At 67.9% G+C, this 17,039-nt stretch carries 18 protein-coding genes; 4 read left to right on the forward strand and 14 right to left on the reverse strand.

What is annotated here, in order from left to right; all coding sequences use genetic code 11:
• Window positions 1–7: 7 nt before the first annotated feature.
• From AC5P66_RS17000 to AC5P66_RS17010, 3 genes are read right to left on the reverse strand one after another with little or no spacing between them, the layout of a single operon-like run.
• Entirely contained in the window at window positions 8–946 is a 939-nt protein-coding gene (locus tag AC5P66_RS17000; protein WP_049414490.1) for a histone deacetylase family protein, read from the reverse strand.
• A 9-nt stretch (window positions 947–955) separates the two neighbouring features.
• Window positions 956–1,510 carry a cob(I)yrinic acid a,c-diamide adenosyltransferase gene (locus AC5P66_RS17005; protein ID WP_049414489.1) on the reverse strand — a complete coding sequence of 185 codons (555 nt, stop codon included), beginning with the start codon at window positions 1,508–1,510 and terminating at the stop codon, window positions 956–958.
• 8 nt (window positions 1,511–1,518) lie between these two features.
• Entirely contained in the window at window positions 1,519–2,103 is a 585-nt protein-coding gene (locus AC5P66_RS17010; RefSeq protein WP_005415353.1) for a hypothetical protein, read from the reverse strand.
• A 109-nt stretch (window positions 2,104–2,212) separates the two neighbouring features.
• Between AC5P66_RS17010 and ubiH the strand changes: the two genes are divergently transcribed.
• A complete protein-coding gene (ubiH, locus tag AC5P66_RS17015; protein WP_049440159.1) occupies window positions 2,213–3,421 on the forward strand; it encodes a 2-octaprenyl-6-methoxyphenyl hydroxylase in 1,209 nt (402 codons plus the stop codon).
• Complete coding sequence (locus AC5P66_RS17020) at window positions 3,418–4,599, forward strand: UbiH/UbiF family hydroxylase (protein ID WP_495216517.1); 1,182 nt, start codon at window positions 3,418–3,420, stop codon at window positions 4,597–4,599. Before ubiH ends, AC5P66_RS17020 begins: the two co-directional genes overlap by 4 nt.
• A gap of 101 nt (window positions 4,600–4,700) precedes the next feature.
• On the opposite strand, the gene AC5P66_RS17025 is transcribed toward AC5P66_RS17020, so the two are convergent.
• From AC5P66_RS17025 to AC5P66_RS17050, 6 genes are all read right to left on the reverse strand, one after another.
• Entirely contained in the window at window positions 4,701–5,099 is a 399-nt protein-coding gene (locus AC5P66_RS17025) for an EF-hand domain-containing protein (RefSeq protein ID WP_049440161.1), read from the reverse strand.
• 64 nt (window positions 5,100–5,163) lie between these two features.
• The gene (gene rlmM, locus AC5P66_RS17030) at window positions 5,164–6,231 is read right to left on the reverse strand and encodes a 23S rRNA (cytidine(2498)-2'-O)-methyltransferase RlmM (RefSeq protein ID WP_049440162.1); all 1,068 of its coding nucleotides are present in this window, start codon (window positions 6,229–6,231) and stop codon (window positions 5,164–5,166) included.
• Window positions 6,215–6,775: a nucleoside deaminase gene (locus AC5P66_RS17035; RefSeq protein ID WP_005415358.1), complete on the reverse strand. Its 561-nt coding sequence runs from the start codon at window positions 6,773–6,775 to the stop codon at window positions 6,215–6,217. Before AC5P66_RS17035 ends, rlmM begins: the two co-directional genes overlap by 17 nt.
• Window positions 6,776–6,871: 96 nt before the next feature.
• Complete coding sequence (locus tag AC5P66_RS17040; RefSeq protein ID WP_049440164.1) at window positions 6,872–7,594, reverse strand: DUF6348 family protein; 723 nt, start codon at window positions 7,592–7,594, stop codon at window positions 6,872–6,874.
• Between the two features lie 48 nt (window positions 7,595–7,642).
• Window positions 7,643–8,296, reverse strand: coding sequence for a hypothetical protein (locus tag AC5P66_RS17045; protein ID WP_099494718.1), 654 nt, complete (start codon window positions 8,294–8,296; stop codon window positions 7,643–7,645).
• A gap of 43 nt (window positions 8,297–8,339) precedes the next feature.
• Window positions 8,340–10,088 (reverse strand): glutamine--tRNA ligase/YqeY domain fusion protein, encoded by a 1,749-nt coding sequence (locus AC5P66_RS17050; protein WP_099494719.1) that lies wholly within the window; start codon window positions 10,086–10,088, stop codon window positions 8,340–8,342.
• 179 nt (window positions 10,089–10,267) lie between these two features.
• Between AC5P66_RS17050 and AC5P66_RS17055 the strand changes: the two genes are divergently transcribed.
• Window positions 10,268–10,531 (forward strand): putative signal transducing protein, encoded by a 264-nt coding sequence (locus AC5P66_RS17055; protein WP_099494720.1) that lies wholly within the window; start codon window positions 10,268–10,270, stop codon window positions 10,529–10,531.
• 30 nt (window positions 10,532–10,561) lie between these two features.
• Window positions 10,562–11,227: a peptide-methionine (S)-S-oxide reductase MsrA gene (msrA, locus tag AC5P66_RS17060; protein ID WP_032953954.1), complete on the forward strand. Its 666-nt coding sequence runs from the start codon at window positions 10,562–10,564 to the stop codon at window positions 11,225–11,227.
• A gap of 563 nt (window positions 11,228–11,790) precedes the next feature.
• Here msrA and AC5P66_RS17065 read toward each other — a convergent pair.
• The 5 genes from AC5P66_RS17065 to ahpC form a co-directional block, all read right to left on the reverse strand.
• Window positions 11,791–12,747, reverse strand: a complete 957-nt coding sequence (locus tag AC5P66_RS17065) for a transaldolase (protein WP_447906416.1) — start codon at window positions 12,745–12,747, stop codon at window positions 11,791–11,793.
• A gap of 50 nt (window positions 12,748–12,797) precedes the next feature.
• Window positions 12,798–13,202: a nucleoside diphosphate kinase regulator gene (gene rnk, locus AC5P66_RS17070; RefSeq protein ID WP_049414505.1), complete on the reverse strand. Its 405-nt coding sequence runs from the start codon at window positions 13,200–13,202 to the stop codon at window positions 12,798–12,800.
• Between the two features lie 123 nt (window positions 13,203–13,325).
• Window positions 13,326–14,288 carry a LysR substrate-binding domain-containing protein gene (locus AC5P66_RS17075; RefSeq protein ID WP_049414506.1) on the reverse strand — a complete coding sequence of 321 codons (963 nt, stop codon included), beginning with the start codon at window positions 14,286–14,288 and terminating at the stop codon, window positions 13,326–13,328.
• A gap of 85 nt (window positions 14,289–14,373) precedes the next feature.
• The gene (ahpF, locus tag AC5P66_RS17080) at window positions 14,374–15,966 is read right to left on the reverse strand and encodes an alkyl hydroperoxide reductase subunit F (RefSeq protein ID WP_049414507.1); all 1,593 of its coding nucleotides are present in this window, start codon (window positions 15,964–15,966) and stop codon (window positions 14,374–14,376) included.
• 225 nt (window positions 15,967–16,191) lie between these two features.
• Entirely contained in the window at window positions 16,192–16,755 is a 564-nt protein-coding gene (ahpC, locus tag AC5P66_RS17085; protein WP_005408159.1) for an alkyl hydroperoxide reductase subunit C, read from the reverse strand.
• Window positions 16,756–17,039 lie beyond the last annotated feature (284 nt).

Raw genomic sequence — 17,039 nt, forward strand, 5'->3', positions numbered from 1 at the left:
TTCGGGTTCATCCGGAGACGCTGCCGGGAGGGGGCGGCAGCAGGGCCCGGACATGGGCCACGCTGCACTCGGCAAGCGCCTGCAGGTCATAGCCGCCTTCCAGCATCGAGACCACCCGGCCGGCCGCATGGCGGCGCGCCAGCGCATGCAGTTCCCGGGTGATCCAGGCGAAATCATCGGTTTCCAGCATCAGGTCGGCCTGCGGGTCGCGCAGGTGGGCATCGAAGCCGGCCGAGATCAGCAGCAGCTGCGGGCGGAAGTCGTCGATGGCCGGCAGCATCTCGTCGGCCCACACGTTGCGGAAGCGGAAACCGCCACTGCCGGGGGGCAGCAGGATGTTCATCAGGTTGCCGGCACCGCGGTCGCGGCGCAGGCCCGAATTGGGGAACAGCCCGGCCTGGTGGGTGCTGTAGTAGGAGACCCGGGCGTCGTGCTGGAAGATGTCCTGGGTGCCGTTGCCATGGTGGACATCGAAATCGACCACTGCGATCCGCTCCAGCCCATGGCGGTCACGGGCATGGGCGGCGGCGATGGCGATGTTGTTGAGCAGGCAGAAGCCCATCGCCGTGCTGCTGGTAGCGTGGTGGCCCGGGGGCCGCACCGCGCAGAAGGCCAGCGGGTCCTCGCCCAGCATCACCGCATCGACCGCCGCCACCCCGGCGCCGGCGGCGTGCACGGCGGCACTGGCCGAGCCCGGCGAGGTCCAGGTGTCCATGTCCAGCTGGCGCAGCGGCGCGGTCTGCGGCTGCAGCACGAAGTCGAGCAGGGCGCTGTCGTGGACCCGGGTCAGTTCGCCGAACTTGGCCGGCGGCGCCTCGCGCCAGTCCAGCTGGCCGGGGAACGCGGTGTGCAGGGCATCGAGCACATGCTGCAGGCGTTGTGGGCACTCCGGATGGCCAGGGCCGGGGTCATGCAGCAGGCAGGACGGATGGGTGAAGACCAGCATCGTGCCGACTCAGCGCTGGCGCTGCTGTGGCTGCCACAGCGCTTCGCCATGGCCGTCGGCGCGGGCCAGTACGCGGGCCAGCACGAACAACAGGTCCGACAGCCGGTTGAGGTACTGCAACGCCTCGCTGCGCACGGCTTCGTGGCGGGCCAGGGTGACCGTCTCGCGCTCGGCGCGGCGGACGATGGTGCGGGCCAGGTGGCAGCGTGCGGCGGCCTCGCCCCCGGCCGGCAGGATGAACTCCTTCAACATCGGCAGGTGGGCGTTGTAGTGGTCCAGCTGCTGTTCCAGTGCCGAGACATCGGCGGCGTGGATGGCGGCGTGGCCCGGGATGCAGAGCTCGGCGCCCAGGTCGAACAGCTGGTGCTGCAGATGCACCACCAGCGCGCGGACATCCTCGGGCAGCGCGGTGGCAAGCAGCAGGCCGAGCGCAGCGTTGGCTTCATCGACGGTGCCGTAGGACGCCACCCGGGCGTCGTCCTTGGCGACGCGCTGGCCGTCGCCGAGGCCGGTACTGCCGTCGTCGCCGGTGCGGGTGTAGATGCGCGAGAGGCGATGACCCATGGCGCGGCTCAGTGCCGGATGTCGCGGCGGGCCTGCTGGAGCTTCAGTACCTGCTCCACCGCCAGCTGCAATGCCGCCGCCAGCGCCACGTAGATCGCGGTGGTGCGCAGGTAGGGGCCGAACCATTGTGCGTAGTTCTGCGCCCAGCCGGCCAGCGTCGGCTCGGCGACGTTGCGGGTGGTCCAGTAGAAGCCGCCCTGCGCCAGCAGGTGGCAGACCGCCACCGACGCCACCAGCAGCAGCGCACCCTTGGCCAGCACCGGCCAGCGCGCGCCCTGGTAGTTGCGGCCCAGCAGCATGCCGCCAGCCCACAGCGAGAAGTACGCCGGCAGCAGCAGCCAGTAACCCGGCGACACGCAGTAGTGCTGCCAGAAATCCAGGCCGCTGCTGCGGATCACGATCCAGTCCACCAGCACGGCGAACACCATCAGCAGCGGAAACGCCCAGCGTGTCCACGTGGCCAGGTAGAAGCCACCGATGAAGAACACCGCCCAGGAGGCATCGGGGATCGCCGCGAAGTGGTTGACCCGGGTCGCCGCCAGCAACAGCACGAGGACGGACAGGACGAAGGCGCGGTTGGCGGTGGCGGACATGGCAGCGGGCCCGGAGCGGATTCAGGTTTCATTCTAGCCCGCCGCGCCGGTTGGCGCAGGTCGGGTGGTGTTGGGTGTTCGGGCAGGGCGAGCGCGTATCATGAACATCATGAGTGAACGACATGACGTGCTGATCGTCGGTGGTGGCCTGGTCGGTGCCAGCCTGGCCATCGCCCTGGACCGCCTGGGTCGCGATGTGGGCCTGCTCGAGGCCAGCCCGGCCGGCGAGCTGCCAGCGGTGTTCGACCAGCGCAACCTCAGTTTTGCCGCTGCCACGGTCAATGCGCTGACCGCTTTGGGGGTCATGCAGAAGCTGGCGATGGCGCCGGGCCCGATCCGCCGCATCCACGTCAGCCGCGCCGGCGACTTCGGCCGCGTGCAGCTGGAGGCTTCCGACTACGACCGGCCGTGGTTCGGCCAGGTAGTGGTGGCGCGGGACTTCGGCCAGGCGCTGGAAGCGCGCCTGCAGGAGCTGCCGCGGCTGCGGCGCTACCGGCCGATGCGCTTCCTGGGCCTGGGCGAGGTGGTCGACGGCTACCGCCAGGTGCGGGTGGCCGACGAGACCGGCGAGCGCGTGCTGCTGGCCCGGCTGGTGGTGGGGGCCGATGGCACGACCAGTGGCGTGCGCGGCGCGCTGGGCATTGAGGTCGACCGCCATGATTTCCGGCAGACCCTGTTCGTGGCCCGCGTGCGCAGCCAGCGTGCGCCGGACGGCACCGCCTGGGAGCGCTTCACCGATACCGGCCCGACCGCCCTGCTGCCGCGTGGCGATCGCCACTTCGGCACCGTGCACGGTGTTGCGCGCGACCAGGCCGATGCGGTGATGGCGCTGGACGATGCGGCTTGGCTGCAACGCCTGCAGAACGCGATCGGCTGGCGCGCAGGCCGGCTGCTCGAATCCGGCCCGCGCAGTGCGTATCCGCTCATCCAGGTGCTGGCGCGCGCGCTGGCCGGAGAGCGTGCGGTGCTGCTCGGCAATGCCGCGCAGACCATCCATCCGCTGGGTGCGCAGGGCTTCAACCTGGGCCTGCGCGATGCGCTGACCCTGGCCGAACTGCTGGAGGATGCGCATGAGGATGCCGGCAGCGATGCACTGCTGCAGGCCTATGTCGCGCGCCGCGAGGAGGACCGCCGGCAGACGGTGGCATTCTCCGGCGGGCTGGCGCGCCTGACCAGCAATCCGGCGCCGCTGATGCGGCCGCTGCGCAGCCTCGGCCTGGTGGCCGCGCAGCGCGCCTCGGTGCAGTCGATGCTGGTCGGTGGCGCGATGGGCTTCCGCGGCGAGGTGCCGCAGCTGTGCCGTGGAGAAGTGGCATGAGCCGGCGTGCGCGTCTTGATGTGGCCATCGTTGGCGGTGGCGTGGTCGGTGCCGCCTGTGCGCTGGCGCTGGCTGATGCTGGCCTGTCGGTCGCGCTGGTGGAAGGTCGCGAACCGGCGCCGTGGCAGGCCGCACAGCCGGACCTGCGCGTGTTCGCCTTCGCTGCCGACAACGTACAGCTGCTGAACCGCCTGGGCGTGTGGCCGGCGATCGCGCAGGCCCGTGCATGGCCCTACCGGCGCATGCAGGTGTGGGACGCGGCCGGTGGCGAGGATCTGCTGTTCGACGCCGATCGCTTCGGCCGTCGCGAACTGGGCTACATCGTCGAGAACGGGCTGCTGCAGGACCGCCTGTGGTCGGCGCTGCCGGCGGCGGGTGTGCAGTTGCACTGCCCGGCACGGGTGGACGCGCTGGAGCAGGATGAGGATGGCGTGCGCCTGCGCCTGGACGACGGGCGTCGTCTGGAAGCGGCGTTGGCGGTGGCCGCCGACGGCGCCGAATCGACCCTGCGCCAGCTGGCCGGGATCGAGGTGGAACGCCATGACTACCACCAGCGTGGCGTGGTGGCCTACGTCGACAGCGATCTTCCCAACCAGGCCACGGCCTGGCAGCGCTTCCTGCCGAGCGGGCCGCTGGCGTTGCTGCCGGTGGCCGAGCGCCGCAGCTCGATCGTCTGGACCCTGCCCGAGGACGAGGCGGCGCGTGTCCTGGCACTGGACGAGGACAGCTTCAACCGCGAACTGACCCGCGCCTTCGCGGCACGCCTGGGTGAGCTGCGGCTGGCCTCACCGCGTGCGGCATTCCCGCTGCGCCGCCAGCTGGCCCGTCACTACGTGGCCGGTCGTGTGCTGGCGTTGGGTGACGCGGCGCATGTGGTGCATCCGCTGGCTGGGCAGGGCGTGAACCTGGGGCTGCGTGATGTCGCCGCCCTGCAGCAGTGGCTGGCGCCCTCGGCAGAGCGCCGCGGCCAACCGCGGCTGTCGCCGCAGCGCCTGCAGCGCTGGGCATGCGAACGGCGCAGCGACAACCACATCGCCGCCTACAGCTTCGATGCGATCAACCGCCTGTTCTCCAACGACGAAATGCACCTGACCCTGGCCCGGGGCCGTGCGCTGGGCTGCGTCGGCCGATGGCCGCCGCTGGTGCAGGCGTTCTGGAAGCGCGCCGCCGGCGTCTGAAGCAAAAAGGGGACGGAGGGGATTAAGTCGTTTGTGCACATACGACTTAATCCCCTCCGTCCCCTTTTTCACATACGACTTAATCCCCTCCGTCCCCTTTTTCAATCCACCAGCCAGCCGGCCAGGTCGGTGCGGTCCAGCTTGCCGCGGTGCCTGCGGTCCAGCGAATTGAATTCGTCGGCCAGCGCCGGATTGGCCTGTGCTTCCTCGCGGCTGATGAAACCGTCGCCATTCACGTCGAGGTCGCTGAAGCGGATGCGGTACTGGCCAACCACGCTGCTGGGTTCCAGCGAGCGCACGGTCACCTGTGCCTCGCCGACCGGCTGCGGAATATCGACACTGCCGGTGACCCGACCGGCATCCAGCGGCTGCTGACGGATCGCGCCGCCGGTCGGGCCCAGCGGCTGGCTCTGCGCGGGGGTGGACGGGCCATGCTGGGCCATCGCCGGTACCGAGGCCAGCAGGGTGGCCGCCAGCACGGCGGAACGGGGAATGTTCATGACAGGCTCCTTGCCAGAGGGTACCGGGAGCGTACTCCCGGCAACCTGTGCCGCCGATGACGGATCAGCGCAGCGGCGAGGCCAGCACCGTGATTTCTTCCCGATCGTGATACAGCTGCTTGGCACGCACCACCAGCGCCTTCCCGGCCTGGTCCTGGAACAGGTCCAGGCACAGCCGGGTCTCGTCCCAGCGCTTCTTCATCGGCAGCTTCAGATTGAAGATCGCATGCCTGCACCAGCCTTCGCGGAACCAGGTGGCCATGCGTTCGGCGACGCGACGCGGCTGCTCGACCATGTCGCAGACCATCCAGTCCAGCGGTTGTTCCGGGTGCCAGTGGAAGCCGTCGGCGCGCAGGTGCTCGACCAGGCCGGTGTCCAGCACGTGCTGGCGCAGCGGGCCGTTGTCGATGCTCAGCACGTGCATGTGCTGGCGGGTCAGTACCCAGGTCCAGCCGCCGGGGGCGGCGCCCAGGTCGGCCGCACGCATGCCGGGCTTGGCCAGTGCTTCGCGTTCTTCCGGCGTCAGCAGGGTCAGCAGTGCTTCGTCCAGCTTCAGTGCCGAACGCGAAGGCGCCTCGGGCAGCAGCTTCAGGCGCGGAATGCCCAGTGCCCACGGCGCGCTGTCGGCCGGGTCGGCCACGCAGATGAAGGCATGGGTACCGTCGACGAACACCACATGCAGGCGCGGCAGGCGGGTGTTCGGCTTGTCGCTGAGCTTGCCGGCCTTGCGCAGCGCCGGGCGCAGTGCATTGCCAAAGGCACGCGCCAGCCCGGACAACGGCTTGCCAGCGTCGGAATCGGGATGCTCCACCCACAGGTCGCCGAAGCGCGGCGCATCGGCCAGCACCTCCAGCATCGGCGTGATGCGGTCGGCCGGATCCAGCTGTGGCAGCTCGGCTAGCACCACCAGCTTCTGGCGCGCGAAGATCAGTTCGCGCCAGCGCAGGCGCGGTGCCAGCGCCGCGGCCTCGTCGCACATGAAAAGCACGTAGCCGTCATTGCGCTGGGTGCGGGCATAACCGGCGAAACCGGCTTCGCCGGCACGGAACTGCAGCTCGCCGGCCAGCTCGGGCTCGAAACCCTGCCGGCACAGGCACAGCAGGCCGATGCCGGTTTCAGTAACGGGCGCCATCGCTTTCCCCATAGGCACGCAGCACGCTGCGCGCGGCGTCGCGGTTCAGGCCCTGCACCACTTCGATGCCACGCTTGTTGAGCTCGCCGACCCAGTCGGCCGGCAGCGGGCCTTCGTCGAACGGAGTCAGTTCTTCGACATCGGCTGCACTGGCACCGATCAGCAGGCGGTCGATGCCGGCCCACACGGTGGCGCCGTAGCACTGGCAGCACGGCTGCGAGCTGGTGGCCAGGGTGACCGGCGACAGCACCGCGTTCAGGCGCGGGGTCTGCAGGCGTTGCTGGGCCAGCATGTAGGCCATGTTCTCGGCATGCGCCAGCGAAGTGGCGTGCGGCATCACCCGGTTCACGCCGGCGGCGATCACCTTGTCATCCGGGCCGAACACCACGGCGCCGAACGGGCCGCCACTGGCGTGCTCGACGTTCAGCCGCGACAGCTCGATCGCCAGCGCGACCTTGGCCTCATCGCCCGGATATCGACGATCCAGGTCGATCTGGTCGTGGATCCAGGCGGGAAGGGTCAGGTGGACTTGCGCGTACAGCATCGCGGGGGTGCCTCGTGTGGGATGGGAAAAGTGCGGTTGCTTGGGAAACCGGCGCGCAGTGTAGCCGCACCGGCCTGTACCGGGAGTGGCGGTGGGTCAGCCGGGCGAGCCGGTGCGGATCACCACGTACTGCTTGCGGAATTCCAGCCCGGCCTGCGGCCAGCTGGCCGCATAGGCACGCAGCAGGGGCAGGGCGGCGGCGAAGTCGTGGCCGTTGACCCGGCAATCGGCCTCGCACAGGCCATCGGCATCGCGCGAGGCGAACAGGCGGATGGCCAGGAACGGGCGCGCCTTCAGCAGCTCGTCGAAAGCGTCCATGCTCCTGGTGAACAGGCAGCACGGACAGGACCCATGGTCGTCCTCGCTGCAGCTGCTGGCGTCCACCTCGTGCTCGCGGTAATGCGCCAGCGGACCCAGCACCACGGTGCGTTCGTGTTCCTGGCCGTCATCGCCGGCCGGATAGGTCAGGCCCATCATCGGCAGGCCCTGTGCGTCTTCGGCGCCGATCGCGGTCTGCAGGGTCACCAGGTCCACCCGTGCCCAGGCCTGGAAGCCGGCCAGCAGCGATGCCTGTTCATCGGTACCGTTGGCGTGCTGGTACTCGAACAGGCCATCGGCGAACAGCCGCGGATGCTGGCTTTCGACGACGGTGGAGGTCTGCCAGCCGCCGTTGTCGCGCGCGTGTGCGGCCATCGCATGCGGGGTCAGGCGCAGTCCGCTGTCCAGCAGCAGCGCGTTGCCGTCGACGCGGCTGGCGGTGCCGGCGTCCTGCAGGGCCTGCTGCAGCAGTGGGAGGAGGGCGATGGACGTCGTGGTCATGTCAGGCCTTTGGATGGATCGGGTGGAGCATCCAGGCCGGGCCTGGTGCTAGCGGTCGAGCGCGTCAAGTTCGGCGCGATACCGCTGCGCGTCGGACTGCTGCTGCGGGTCGTTGCCGTGGTCGCGCAGCCAGCTTTCCAGTTCGCGGCGATAGTCGGCGCGGAACTCGGCATTGCCCGGGCTGAAGTGCAGCTTGCGCGCCGCTACCTCCACGCGCTCGCGCGCACTGGCCTGGGCCTGGGCAATGCCGTGGGGTGATTCGTTGGTGAGGATGACGAAGTTGCGCGGGAAACCCGGCGTGTACTTGACCACGAACGGCTGGTCGCGCGCCGGGATGCGGATGGCGTTTTCCAGCGGCCACAGCGAGGCGGTGTTGGTGTGGAACACCACTTCCACATCGCGGCCCTCGGCGGTACGCAGCACTCCTTCGTAGCGCCAGATGTACTGTTCGTTGAGCGTCGAGCTGGTTCGCTCGGCCTTGACGATCACCGCTTCGCCGCGCTCGCCCACCAGGTTGAGGAAGGTGGCGTTGAGGAAGTGGCCGAGGAACATGTTGAGCATCGCCAGCGGGAACACCGCGATGGCGTAGCCCGGAAAGCGCCGCCACCACGAGACCAGCCCGGCCAGCACCATTGCCGAAAAGAACGTCAGCAGCGGATGCTGCGAGATGAACCAGAGCAGGGCGGACAGGGCGGTGATCATGGTCGCGGTCGTGCGGGCGCCATCCCGGCGCCCGCGCAGGTCCTCAGGCCGACCAGGTGTCGCGCAGGGTCACGCTGCGGTTGAACACCGGCTTGGCTTCGGTGTGGTCGCGGCGATCGGCAACGAAATAGCCGGTGCGCTCGAACTGGAACGACTGTTCCGGAGCGGCGCTGGCTGCGGCCGGCTCGACATAGCCGGTGACAGTACGGCGCGATTCCGGATTGAGGTAGTCGCGGTAGGTCTTGCCTTCCGATTCGTCGTCCGGGTTCGGCACCGAGAACAGGCGGTCGTACAGGCGGATCTCGGCCGGCACGCCGTGCACGGCGCTGACCCAGTGGATGGTGCCCTTGACCTTGCGGTTGGCGCCTTCCATGCCCGGACGCGATTCCGGATCGAGCCAGCCGCGCAGTTCGGTGATGGTGCCGTCGGCATCCTTGATCACTTCGTCGCAGCGGATGATGCCGGCGCCGCGCAGGCGCACTTCGCCCCCCGGCACCAGGCGCTTCCAGCCCTTCGGCGGCACTTCAGCGAAGTCCTCGCGATCGATCCACAGTTCGCGGGCGAACGGCACTTCGCGGCTGCCGAAGCTCTCGTCCTTCGGGTGGTTGCTGAAGGTCAGCAGTTCTTCGTGGCCTTCCGGCAGGTTGGTCAGCACCAGCTTGACCGGATCGACGACCGCCATGCGGCGCGGCGCGGCGCTGTCCAGGTCCTCGCGCAGTGCGCCTTCCAGCACGCTGAAGTCGATCAGCGAATTCTGTTTGCTGATGCCCACGCGCTCGGCGAACAGGCGCATCGCGGCCGGGGTGTAGCCACGGCGGCGCAGGCCCTGCAGGGTCGGCATGCGCGGGTCTTCCCAGCCGTCCACCAGCTGCTCGGTGACCAGCGCCATCAGCTTGCGCTTGCTCATCACCGTGTAGTTGATGTTCAGGCGCGAGAACTCGATCTGGCGCGGCTTGGCCGCTTCGCGTGGCAGCCCGGCATCGACCAGCGGCTGGGTCAGCGCGTCGTCATGGGCGAAATCGACGTTGTCCACGCACCAGTCGTACAGCGGTCGGTGGTCTTCGAATTCCAGCGTGCACAGCGAGTGGGTGATGCCCTCGATCGAATCGCCCAGTGCATGCGCGAAGTCGTACATCGGGTAGATCGGCCACGCGTTGCCGGTGTTCTGGTGCTCGACGTGCTTGATGCGGTACAGCGCCGGATCGCGCAGGTTGATGTTGCCGCTGGCCATGTCGATCTTGGCGCGCAGGGTGCGCGCGCCATCGGGGAATTCACCGGCGCGCATGCGGCGGAACAGGTCGAGGTTCTCCTCGATGCTGCGGTCGCGCCACGGCGACGGGCGGCCCGGTTCGGTCAGGGTGCCGCGGTAGGCGCGCACTTCTTCGGCCGACAGGTCGCAGACATAGGCCTTGCCCTGTTCGATCAGCTTCTCGGCGGCCAGGTAGTAGGCCTGGAAGTAGTCCGAGGCGTGGCGCAGCTCGTTCCAGCTGAAGCCCAGCCAGCGCACGTCGTCCTGGATCGCGGCTACGTATTCCGGATCTTCCTTGGCCGGGTTGGTGTCATCGAAGCGCAGGTTGCAGACGCCGCTGAATTCACCGGCGATGCCGAAGTTCAGGCAGATCGACTTGGCATGGCCGATGTGCAGGTAGCCGTTCGGCTCCGGCGGGAAGCGGGTCTTGATCGCCTGGTGCTTTCCGCTGGCCAGGTCCTCGCGCACGATCTGGCGGATGAAATCGCGCTTCTCGTGGCTGTCGGCGGGGGTCTCGGGGCTGGCGGGGGTGTGCTCGGACATGAGTCGGCGAAAAGAAAGGCAGAAAGACCAACAGTCTAGCGCGTACCGGGCGGGGTTGCCCGGCGGGGTATGGTATGCCGGCCAGCGGCCGGCACTACCTGCATGGCCGGCATCCGGCTGTCACCGCCACCATTCAGCCCCCAGGCGTATGCTGGACCCTTGCCCCGAGGAGCCGCCACATGCACATCGTGTACAAGGCCGACAACCTGTTCGACGCCCATCTGGTCAAGCACGTGCTGGAAGACGCCGGCATCCCGGCCTTCGTGTTCGGCGAGCAGCTGCTGGGCGGGATGGGAGAGCTGCCGCTGTTTGGCGTGTTGCGGGTCGGCATCCCCGATGCGGCGCGGCCGCAGGCCGAGGACATCGTGGCGGCGCTGGACTTGGGCCAGGCCCCGTCCGACCCCATTTCCGATGCAGACGACATTGCCGGCCTTCCGGCGTAGGAGCGCATCATGTTGGGAATTGGCCAGGGCATCCTCGGCATCGGCGCCTTCAAGCAGCGCCTGCCCCGTCCGGAAGAGGCGCTACCGGGGCGTGACCAGCCGCTGCCGCTGCACAGCAACCAGCACTTCGTGAACAGCCATCCATTGAAGGACCGTTTCGCCGGCCTGCAGCAGATCCGCTTTGCGCTGGGCTGTTTCTGGGGCGCCGAGCGCAAGTTCTGGACCGAGCCGGGCGTGTACAGCACCTCGGTCGGCTATGCAGGTGGCATCACGCCGAACCCGACCTATGAAGAGGTCTGCTCGGGCCTGACCGGCCACACCGAAGTGGTGCAGGTGGTGTTCGACCCGGCGGTGGTGAGCCTGGAGCGGCTGCTGCAGCTGTTCTGGGAAAGCCACGACCCGACCCAGGGCATGCGCCAGGGCAACGACACCGGCACCCAGTACCGTTCGGCGATCCATGCCACCGACGAGGCCCAGTACAAGGCCGCGCTGGCCAGCCGCGAGGCCTACCAGGCGCAGCTGGCCGCGGCCGGCTACGGCCCGATCACCACCGAGATCGTGTACCCGGCACCGGCGTACTACTACGCCGAGGACTACCACCAGCAGTACCTGGCGAAGAACCCGAACGGCTACTGCGGCATCGGCGGCACCGGCGTGAGCTGCCCGATCGGGTTGGATGTGGAGGCGCCGCGCTGACGCGCGGTGGTCCGCCTGCGGCGGGCAGAAGCCAAAGCCAAAGCCAAAGCCAAAGCGGCTCTGGGTTGCTGACGGTTTGGCGGGACGGGGGCGGCTGGCAGGACACGCCGTAAACCCATCCCTGGGGGCTCGATGGCGCCATCCATGGCGCCAACGGTCCTGCCAGCCGCCCCCGTCCCACCTTCGACAGTTTCCCGGTGACGGTGGGCAAGAGCATTGGTTGGTGACGAACTGATGGAAAAGAAAAAGGACGCGGCGTTCGCCGCGTCCTTTTTCTTTTCTGCTTCTGCTTCCTGTAGAGCCGAGCCATGCTCGGCTCCGAGCAAGCGAAGCGCGCGACCCGCTGTTGCTCTTCTTTCTTTCTTCCGTGGTGGGCGGCCGCAGGAAACTGTCGAAGGCAGGGTGGGTAGGCCGTGCAGGGGCGTGAGCCGCATGGATGCGGCGACCGAGCTTACATGGACGTACTTGCAGCGTCCCCTGCACGGCCTACCCACCCTGCCAACCGCATGACCCGCTCTTCGCGACCAGGCCCCCGCCACGAGGGGCTCAGCCGTTGGCCGGAATCACAGTGCCGCGCGGATCCGCTCGCGCAGCGCCTGCAGATCCTTGGCAAACGCATCGATACCGGTCGCCAGCTTCTCGGTGGCCATCGGATCGGCTGCCAGGTCTGCTGCGAACTTCGCCGCGTCGATCGGGGTCACCGCCGCGCCGTCCGCTGCACCGGCCACCAGCTTGCGCGGCAGCTCGCCGTGGTCGGCGTCCAGCTTCTCCAGCAGGTCCGGCGAAATGGTCAGGCGGTCGCAGCCGGCCAGCGCTTCGATCTGCGCGGTAGAACGGAACGAGGCGCCCATCACCACCGTCGGCGAACCGCGACGCTTGAATTCGGCGTACACGCCACGCACGAACTTCACGCCCGGGTCTTCGTCGATGGTGGCCGGGGCCTGGCCGTTGGCCACGTACCAGTCCAGGATGCGGCCGACGAACGGCGAGATCAGGAACGCGCCGGCCTCGCTGCAGGCCAGCGCCTGGGTCGGGTTGAAGATCAGGGTCAGGTTGCAGTCGATCCCCTCGGCCTGCAGGATGCGCGCGGCTTCCACGCCTTCCCAGGTCGCGGCGATCTTGATCAGGATCTTCTCGCGCGGCACGCCGGCGTCGGCGTACATCTGGATGAACTGGCGGGCCTTGGCCACGGTGGCGGCGGTGTCGTGCGCCTGGTCGGCATCCACCTCGGTGGACACCCGGCCCGGTACCAGCGTGCTCAGCAGCGCGCCGACGCCGATGGTCAGGCGGTCGGCCACGGCGTGCACCACGGCTTCGCGGTCGCCCGTCTGCTGGCGGCCCCAGGCCAGTTCGCGTTCGATCAGCTCGGCGTAGACCGGCAGGTCCAGCGCCTTCTTCACCAGGGTCGGGTTGGTGGTGCAGTCCACCGGCTGCAGACGCTTGATCGCCTCGTAGTCACCGGTATCGGCAACGACCACGGACAGTTCGCGCAGCTGGGACAGTTTGGACGGGGTACTCATTACGGCTCCTGGGGCAGGGGGATCGAATCGCGCGCGGTGCGCAGCGGTAATCAGGGGCGGTCGTTGTGGACCGCGGTCACGCGCAGGCGCAGCTTGCGGCCGCCGGGCGCGGTCCAGTCGATGCTCTGGCCGATCGAAAGGCCGAGCAGGGCACTGCCGACCGGGGCCAGCACGGAAACCTTGCCTTCATCGACGTTGGCTTCGCGGGGGAAGACCAGGGTCAGGACGTGCTTCTCGCCCGACACCTCATCTTCGCACTCCACGCGCGAATGCATCATGACGATGCCTTCGGGAATCTGGTCCGGTGCCAGCACGGTGGCCCGGTTGAGTTCTTCAGCAAGCGCGAGCGCGGCAGGCGTCTGGCTCAGCGCGGGAGATTCGAGCATGGCGTCCAGGCGGTCCATGTCGAAGGTAGAAACGGTGATCGACGGCGGCAGGCCGCTGGCGGTGTTCATGGTGAAGCTCCTTGGTTGAAAGCCATGCAAAAGGCGGCACCTGCTGGCGCCGCCTGTCTGTATTGTGGGGACAAATGCGGCCGGAATCGACTCCTGCCGATTCCAGGCCGGTACTGCGGGGGCTCAGCCGTTCAGCGCGGGGCCGGGCAGGGCCGGTGCATCGCTGCCGGCATCGAGCGCCTCCAGCGTGAACAGCGCCTGCGGCAGACGCTTGAACTGGTCGGCCAGGTCCATCAGGAAGTCGTTCATGGCCGAGCTGCGGCGCCAGATCATGGCGATGCGGCGGCTGGGACGGCCTTCGCCGGTGAAGTCGAGCAGGCGGATGTTGTTCGAGCGCGGCACTGGCGGCTGCACCGACAGGCTCGGCAGCAGGGTGATGCCGACGTCGGCGGCGACCATCTGCCGCAGCGTTTCCAGGCTGGTGGCGCGGAACTCGGACTTCTCGTTGGCGCCGAACAGGCGACAGACTTCCAGCGCCTGGTCGCGCAGGCAATGGCCGTCCTCCAGCAGCAGCAGCTTCTGCGTGGCCAGTTCCTGCACGTCCAGGTGCTCGCGACGGGCCAGCGGGTGGCGACCGGAGACGGCCAGCAGGAACGGTTCCTCGAACAGGAACTCGGCATGCAGCTGGTCGTCGATCACCGGCAGCGCCAGCAATGCAGCATCGAGCTTGCCTTCGCGCAGGCGGTCCAGCAGCACGTCGCTCTTCTCCTCGACCAGCAGCAGTTCCAGCTCCGGGAAGCGCTCGCGGATGCGCGGGATCACATGCGGCAGCAGGTATGGGCCGAGGGTCGGAAAGATCCCCAGGCGCACCGTGCCGGCTTCCGGATCGCGGCTGCGTCGCGCCGCTTCCTTCAGCTGTTCCACTTCGGACACGATCACCCGTGCCCGTGCTGCTGCTTCCTGGCCAGCGGGGGTCAGCATCACCTTGCGCGGTGCGCGTTCCACCAGCGGCAGGCCGAGCTCTTCCTCCAGCTTGCGGATCTGCGTGGACAACGTCGGCTGGCTGACAAAGCAGGAAGCGGCAGCCCGGCCGAAATGCTTGTGGTCGGCCAGGGCTACCAGGTACTTCAGATCACGTAGGTTCATCCTTACACCCCAGGGGTAACGGACCGGCTGACGGCGTGGTTACCCGACAGGCAGACAATGTTCCCGGTGATCTGGGAACGGTGGATCAGGCCGCTTCAGCAACGGCACCGCTGCTGTTGCTCACCGACGAGCGGATCAGGTGGTCGAACGCGCTCAGTGCGGCGGTGGAGCCGGCGCCCATGGCGATGATGATCTGCTTGTAGGGCACCGTCGTGCAATCGCCAGCAGCAAATACACCCGGCAGGTTGGTCTGGCCGCGATCGTCGATGACGATCTCGCCACGCGGCGACAGCGCCACCACATCCTTCAGCCACTCGGTGTTGGGCAGCAGTCCGATCTGCACGAAGATGCCTTCCAGCTCGACGCGGTGGGCATCGCCGCCGATGCGGTCCTTGTAGACCAGGCCGGTGACCTTGCTGCCGTCGCCGAGCACTTCGGTGGTCTGTGCGCTGGTCAGCACGGTGACGTTGCCCAGGCTGCGCAGCTTCTTCTGCAGCACTTCGTCGGCACGCAGGCTGGAATCGAACTCCAGCAGGGTTACATGCGACACGATGCCGGCCAGGTCGATGGCCGCTTCCACACCGGAGTTGCCGCCGCCGATCACCGCCACGCGCTTGCCCTTGAACAGCGGGCCATCGCAGTGCGGGCAGTAGGCCACGCCCTTGTTGCGGTACTGGTCCTCGCCCGGCACGTTCATCTGCCGCCAGCGCGCGCCGGTGGACAGGATCACCGAACGCGACTTGAGCACCGCGCCGTTCTCCAGCTGCACCTGCACCAGGCCGTCTTCGCCGGCCGGCACCAGCGCACTTGCGCGCTGCAGGTTCATGATGTCCACGTCGTACTCGCGCACGTGCTGCTCCAGCGCCGTGGCCAGCTTCGGGCCCTCGGTCTCCTTCACCGAAATGAAGTTCTCGATGGCCATGGTGTCCAGCACCTGGCCACCGAAACGCTCGGCGGCGATGCCGGTACGGATGCCCTTGCGCGCGGCGTAGATCGCCGCTGCTGCACCGGCCGGGCCACCGCCGACCACCAGCACGTCGAAGGCGTCCTTGGCGGCGATCTTCTCGGCATCGCGCCTGCCGGCATTGGTGTCCAGCTTGGCCACGATCTGCTCCAGGGTCATGCGGCCCTGGTCGAACACTTCACCGTTGAGGTACACGGTCGGCACCGACATGATCTCGCGCTTCTCGACTTCGTCCTGGAACAGCGCGCCGTCGATGGCCACGTGCTGGATGCGCGGGTTGAGCACCGCGGCCAGGTTCAGCGCCTGCACCACGTCCGGGCAGTTCTGGCAGGACAGCGAGAAGTAGGTTTCGAACCTGTACTCACCTTCCAGGTTCTGCACCTGCTCGATCAGCTCGGCGGTGGCCTTGGACGGGTGACCGCCGACCTGCAGCAGCGCCAGCACCAGCGAGGTGAACTCGTGGCCCATCGGCAGGCCGGCGAAGGTCAGGTGGATGTCCTGGCCCGGCGTGCCCAGGTCGAAGGACGGCACGCGGCCCTGGCCATCGCGCAGGACCCGCAGCGTGATCTTGTCCGACAGGCTTTCCAGGGTCTGCAGCAGGTCCAGCATTTCCTGCGACTTGGCGCCGTCGTCGGCGTGCGCGGTGATCTGGATCGGGCGGGTCACGCGCTCCAGATAGGTCTTCAGCTGCGACTGCAGGTTGGCGTCCAACATCGGGTCATCTCCTGGCTTCAGGCAAACAGGGGGCGTGGCACCGCTATACAAGGTAGCGGACCAGCTGGGGGTAGGGGTGAACCCAAGACAGCGACCGTGGAAGGGGCTGGCTGGCCAAGGCGGGCGCGCGTTGGCTGTCTTGGGTTCACCCCCACGCCGGCGGGGGGACCGGCACGGGGATGAAGGGCGCGTCGTGGCGTGGGGCCACGGCAGGCCGGTACTGCGTTAGATCTTGCCGACCAGGTCCAGCGACGGGGTCAGGGTCTTCTCGCCTTCCTTCCACTTGGCCGGGCAGACCTGGTTCGGATTGGCGGCGGTGAACTGGGCAGCCTTGAGCTTGCGCAGGGTCTCGGACACGTCACGGGCGATCTCGTTGGAGTGGATCTCCAGGGTCTTGATCACGCCTTCCGGGTTGATGATGAAGGTGCCGCGCAGGGCCAGGCCTTCTTCCGGAATGTGCACGCCGAAGGCGTTGGTCAGCTGGTGGGTCGGGTCGCCGACCAGCGGGAACTGGGCCTTGCCGACGGCCGGCGAGGTTTCGTGCCACACCTTGTGCGAGAAGTGGGTGTCGGTGGTGACGATGTAGACCTCGGCGCCGGCCTTCTTGAACTCGGCGTAGTGGTCAGCGGCGTCTTCGATCTCGGTCGGGCAGTTGAAGGTGAAGGCGGCCGGCATGAAGATCAGAACGGACCACTGGCCCTTCAGGCTGGCGTCGGAAACCTTGATGAACTCGCCGTTGTGGTAGGCGTTGGCTTCGAACGGCTGGATCTGGGTGTTGATGAGGGACATCATTTTTCCTCTTGGTGAAGGGGAGTGGGTGAATCGACAGGAGCTAGGTTACCCATTCGCTCGCGATAAGAACAATCCATTGATTGCATCTATTTGATAGATGCAGCCTATCAAATAGCCATGAGCAGGCACTGAACCTTGCCATCGCCATCCTGCAACTGACTGTGTGACAAGGGAAATCTCGCCAGACCGCTGCCTGGGGTCGATAGCCCCTCCTTATCCCGCCCGGCGGAACCTGAACGGATTCCGGTTTTGTAGTGCCGAGCCTGTGCTGGGCTGCGCCA

This window comes from Stenotrophomonas sp. YJH_SMC_122, from assembly GCF_059369535.1.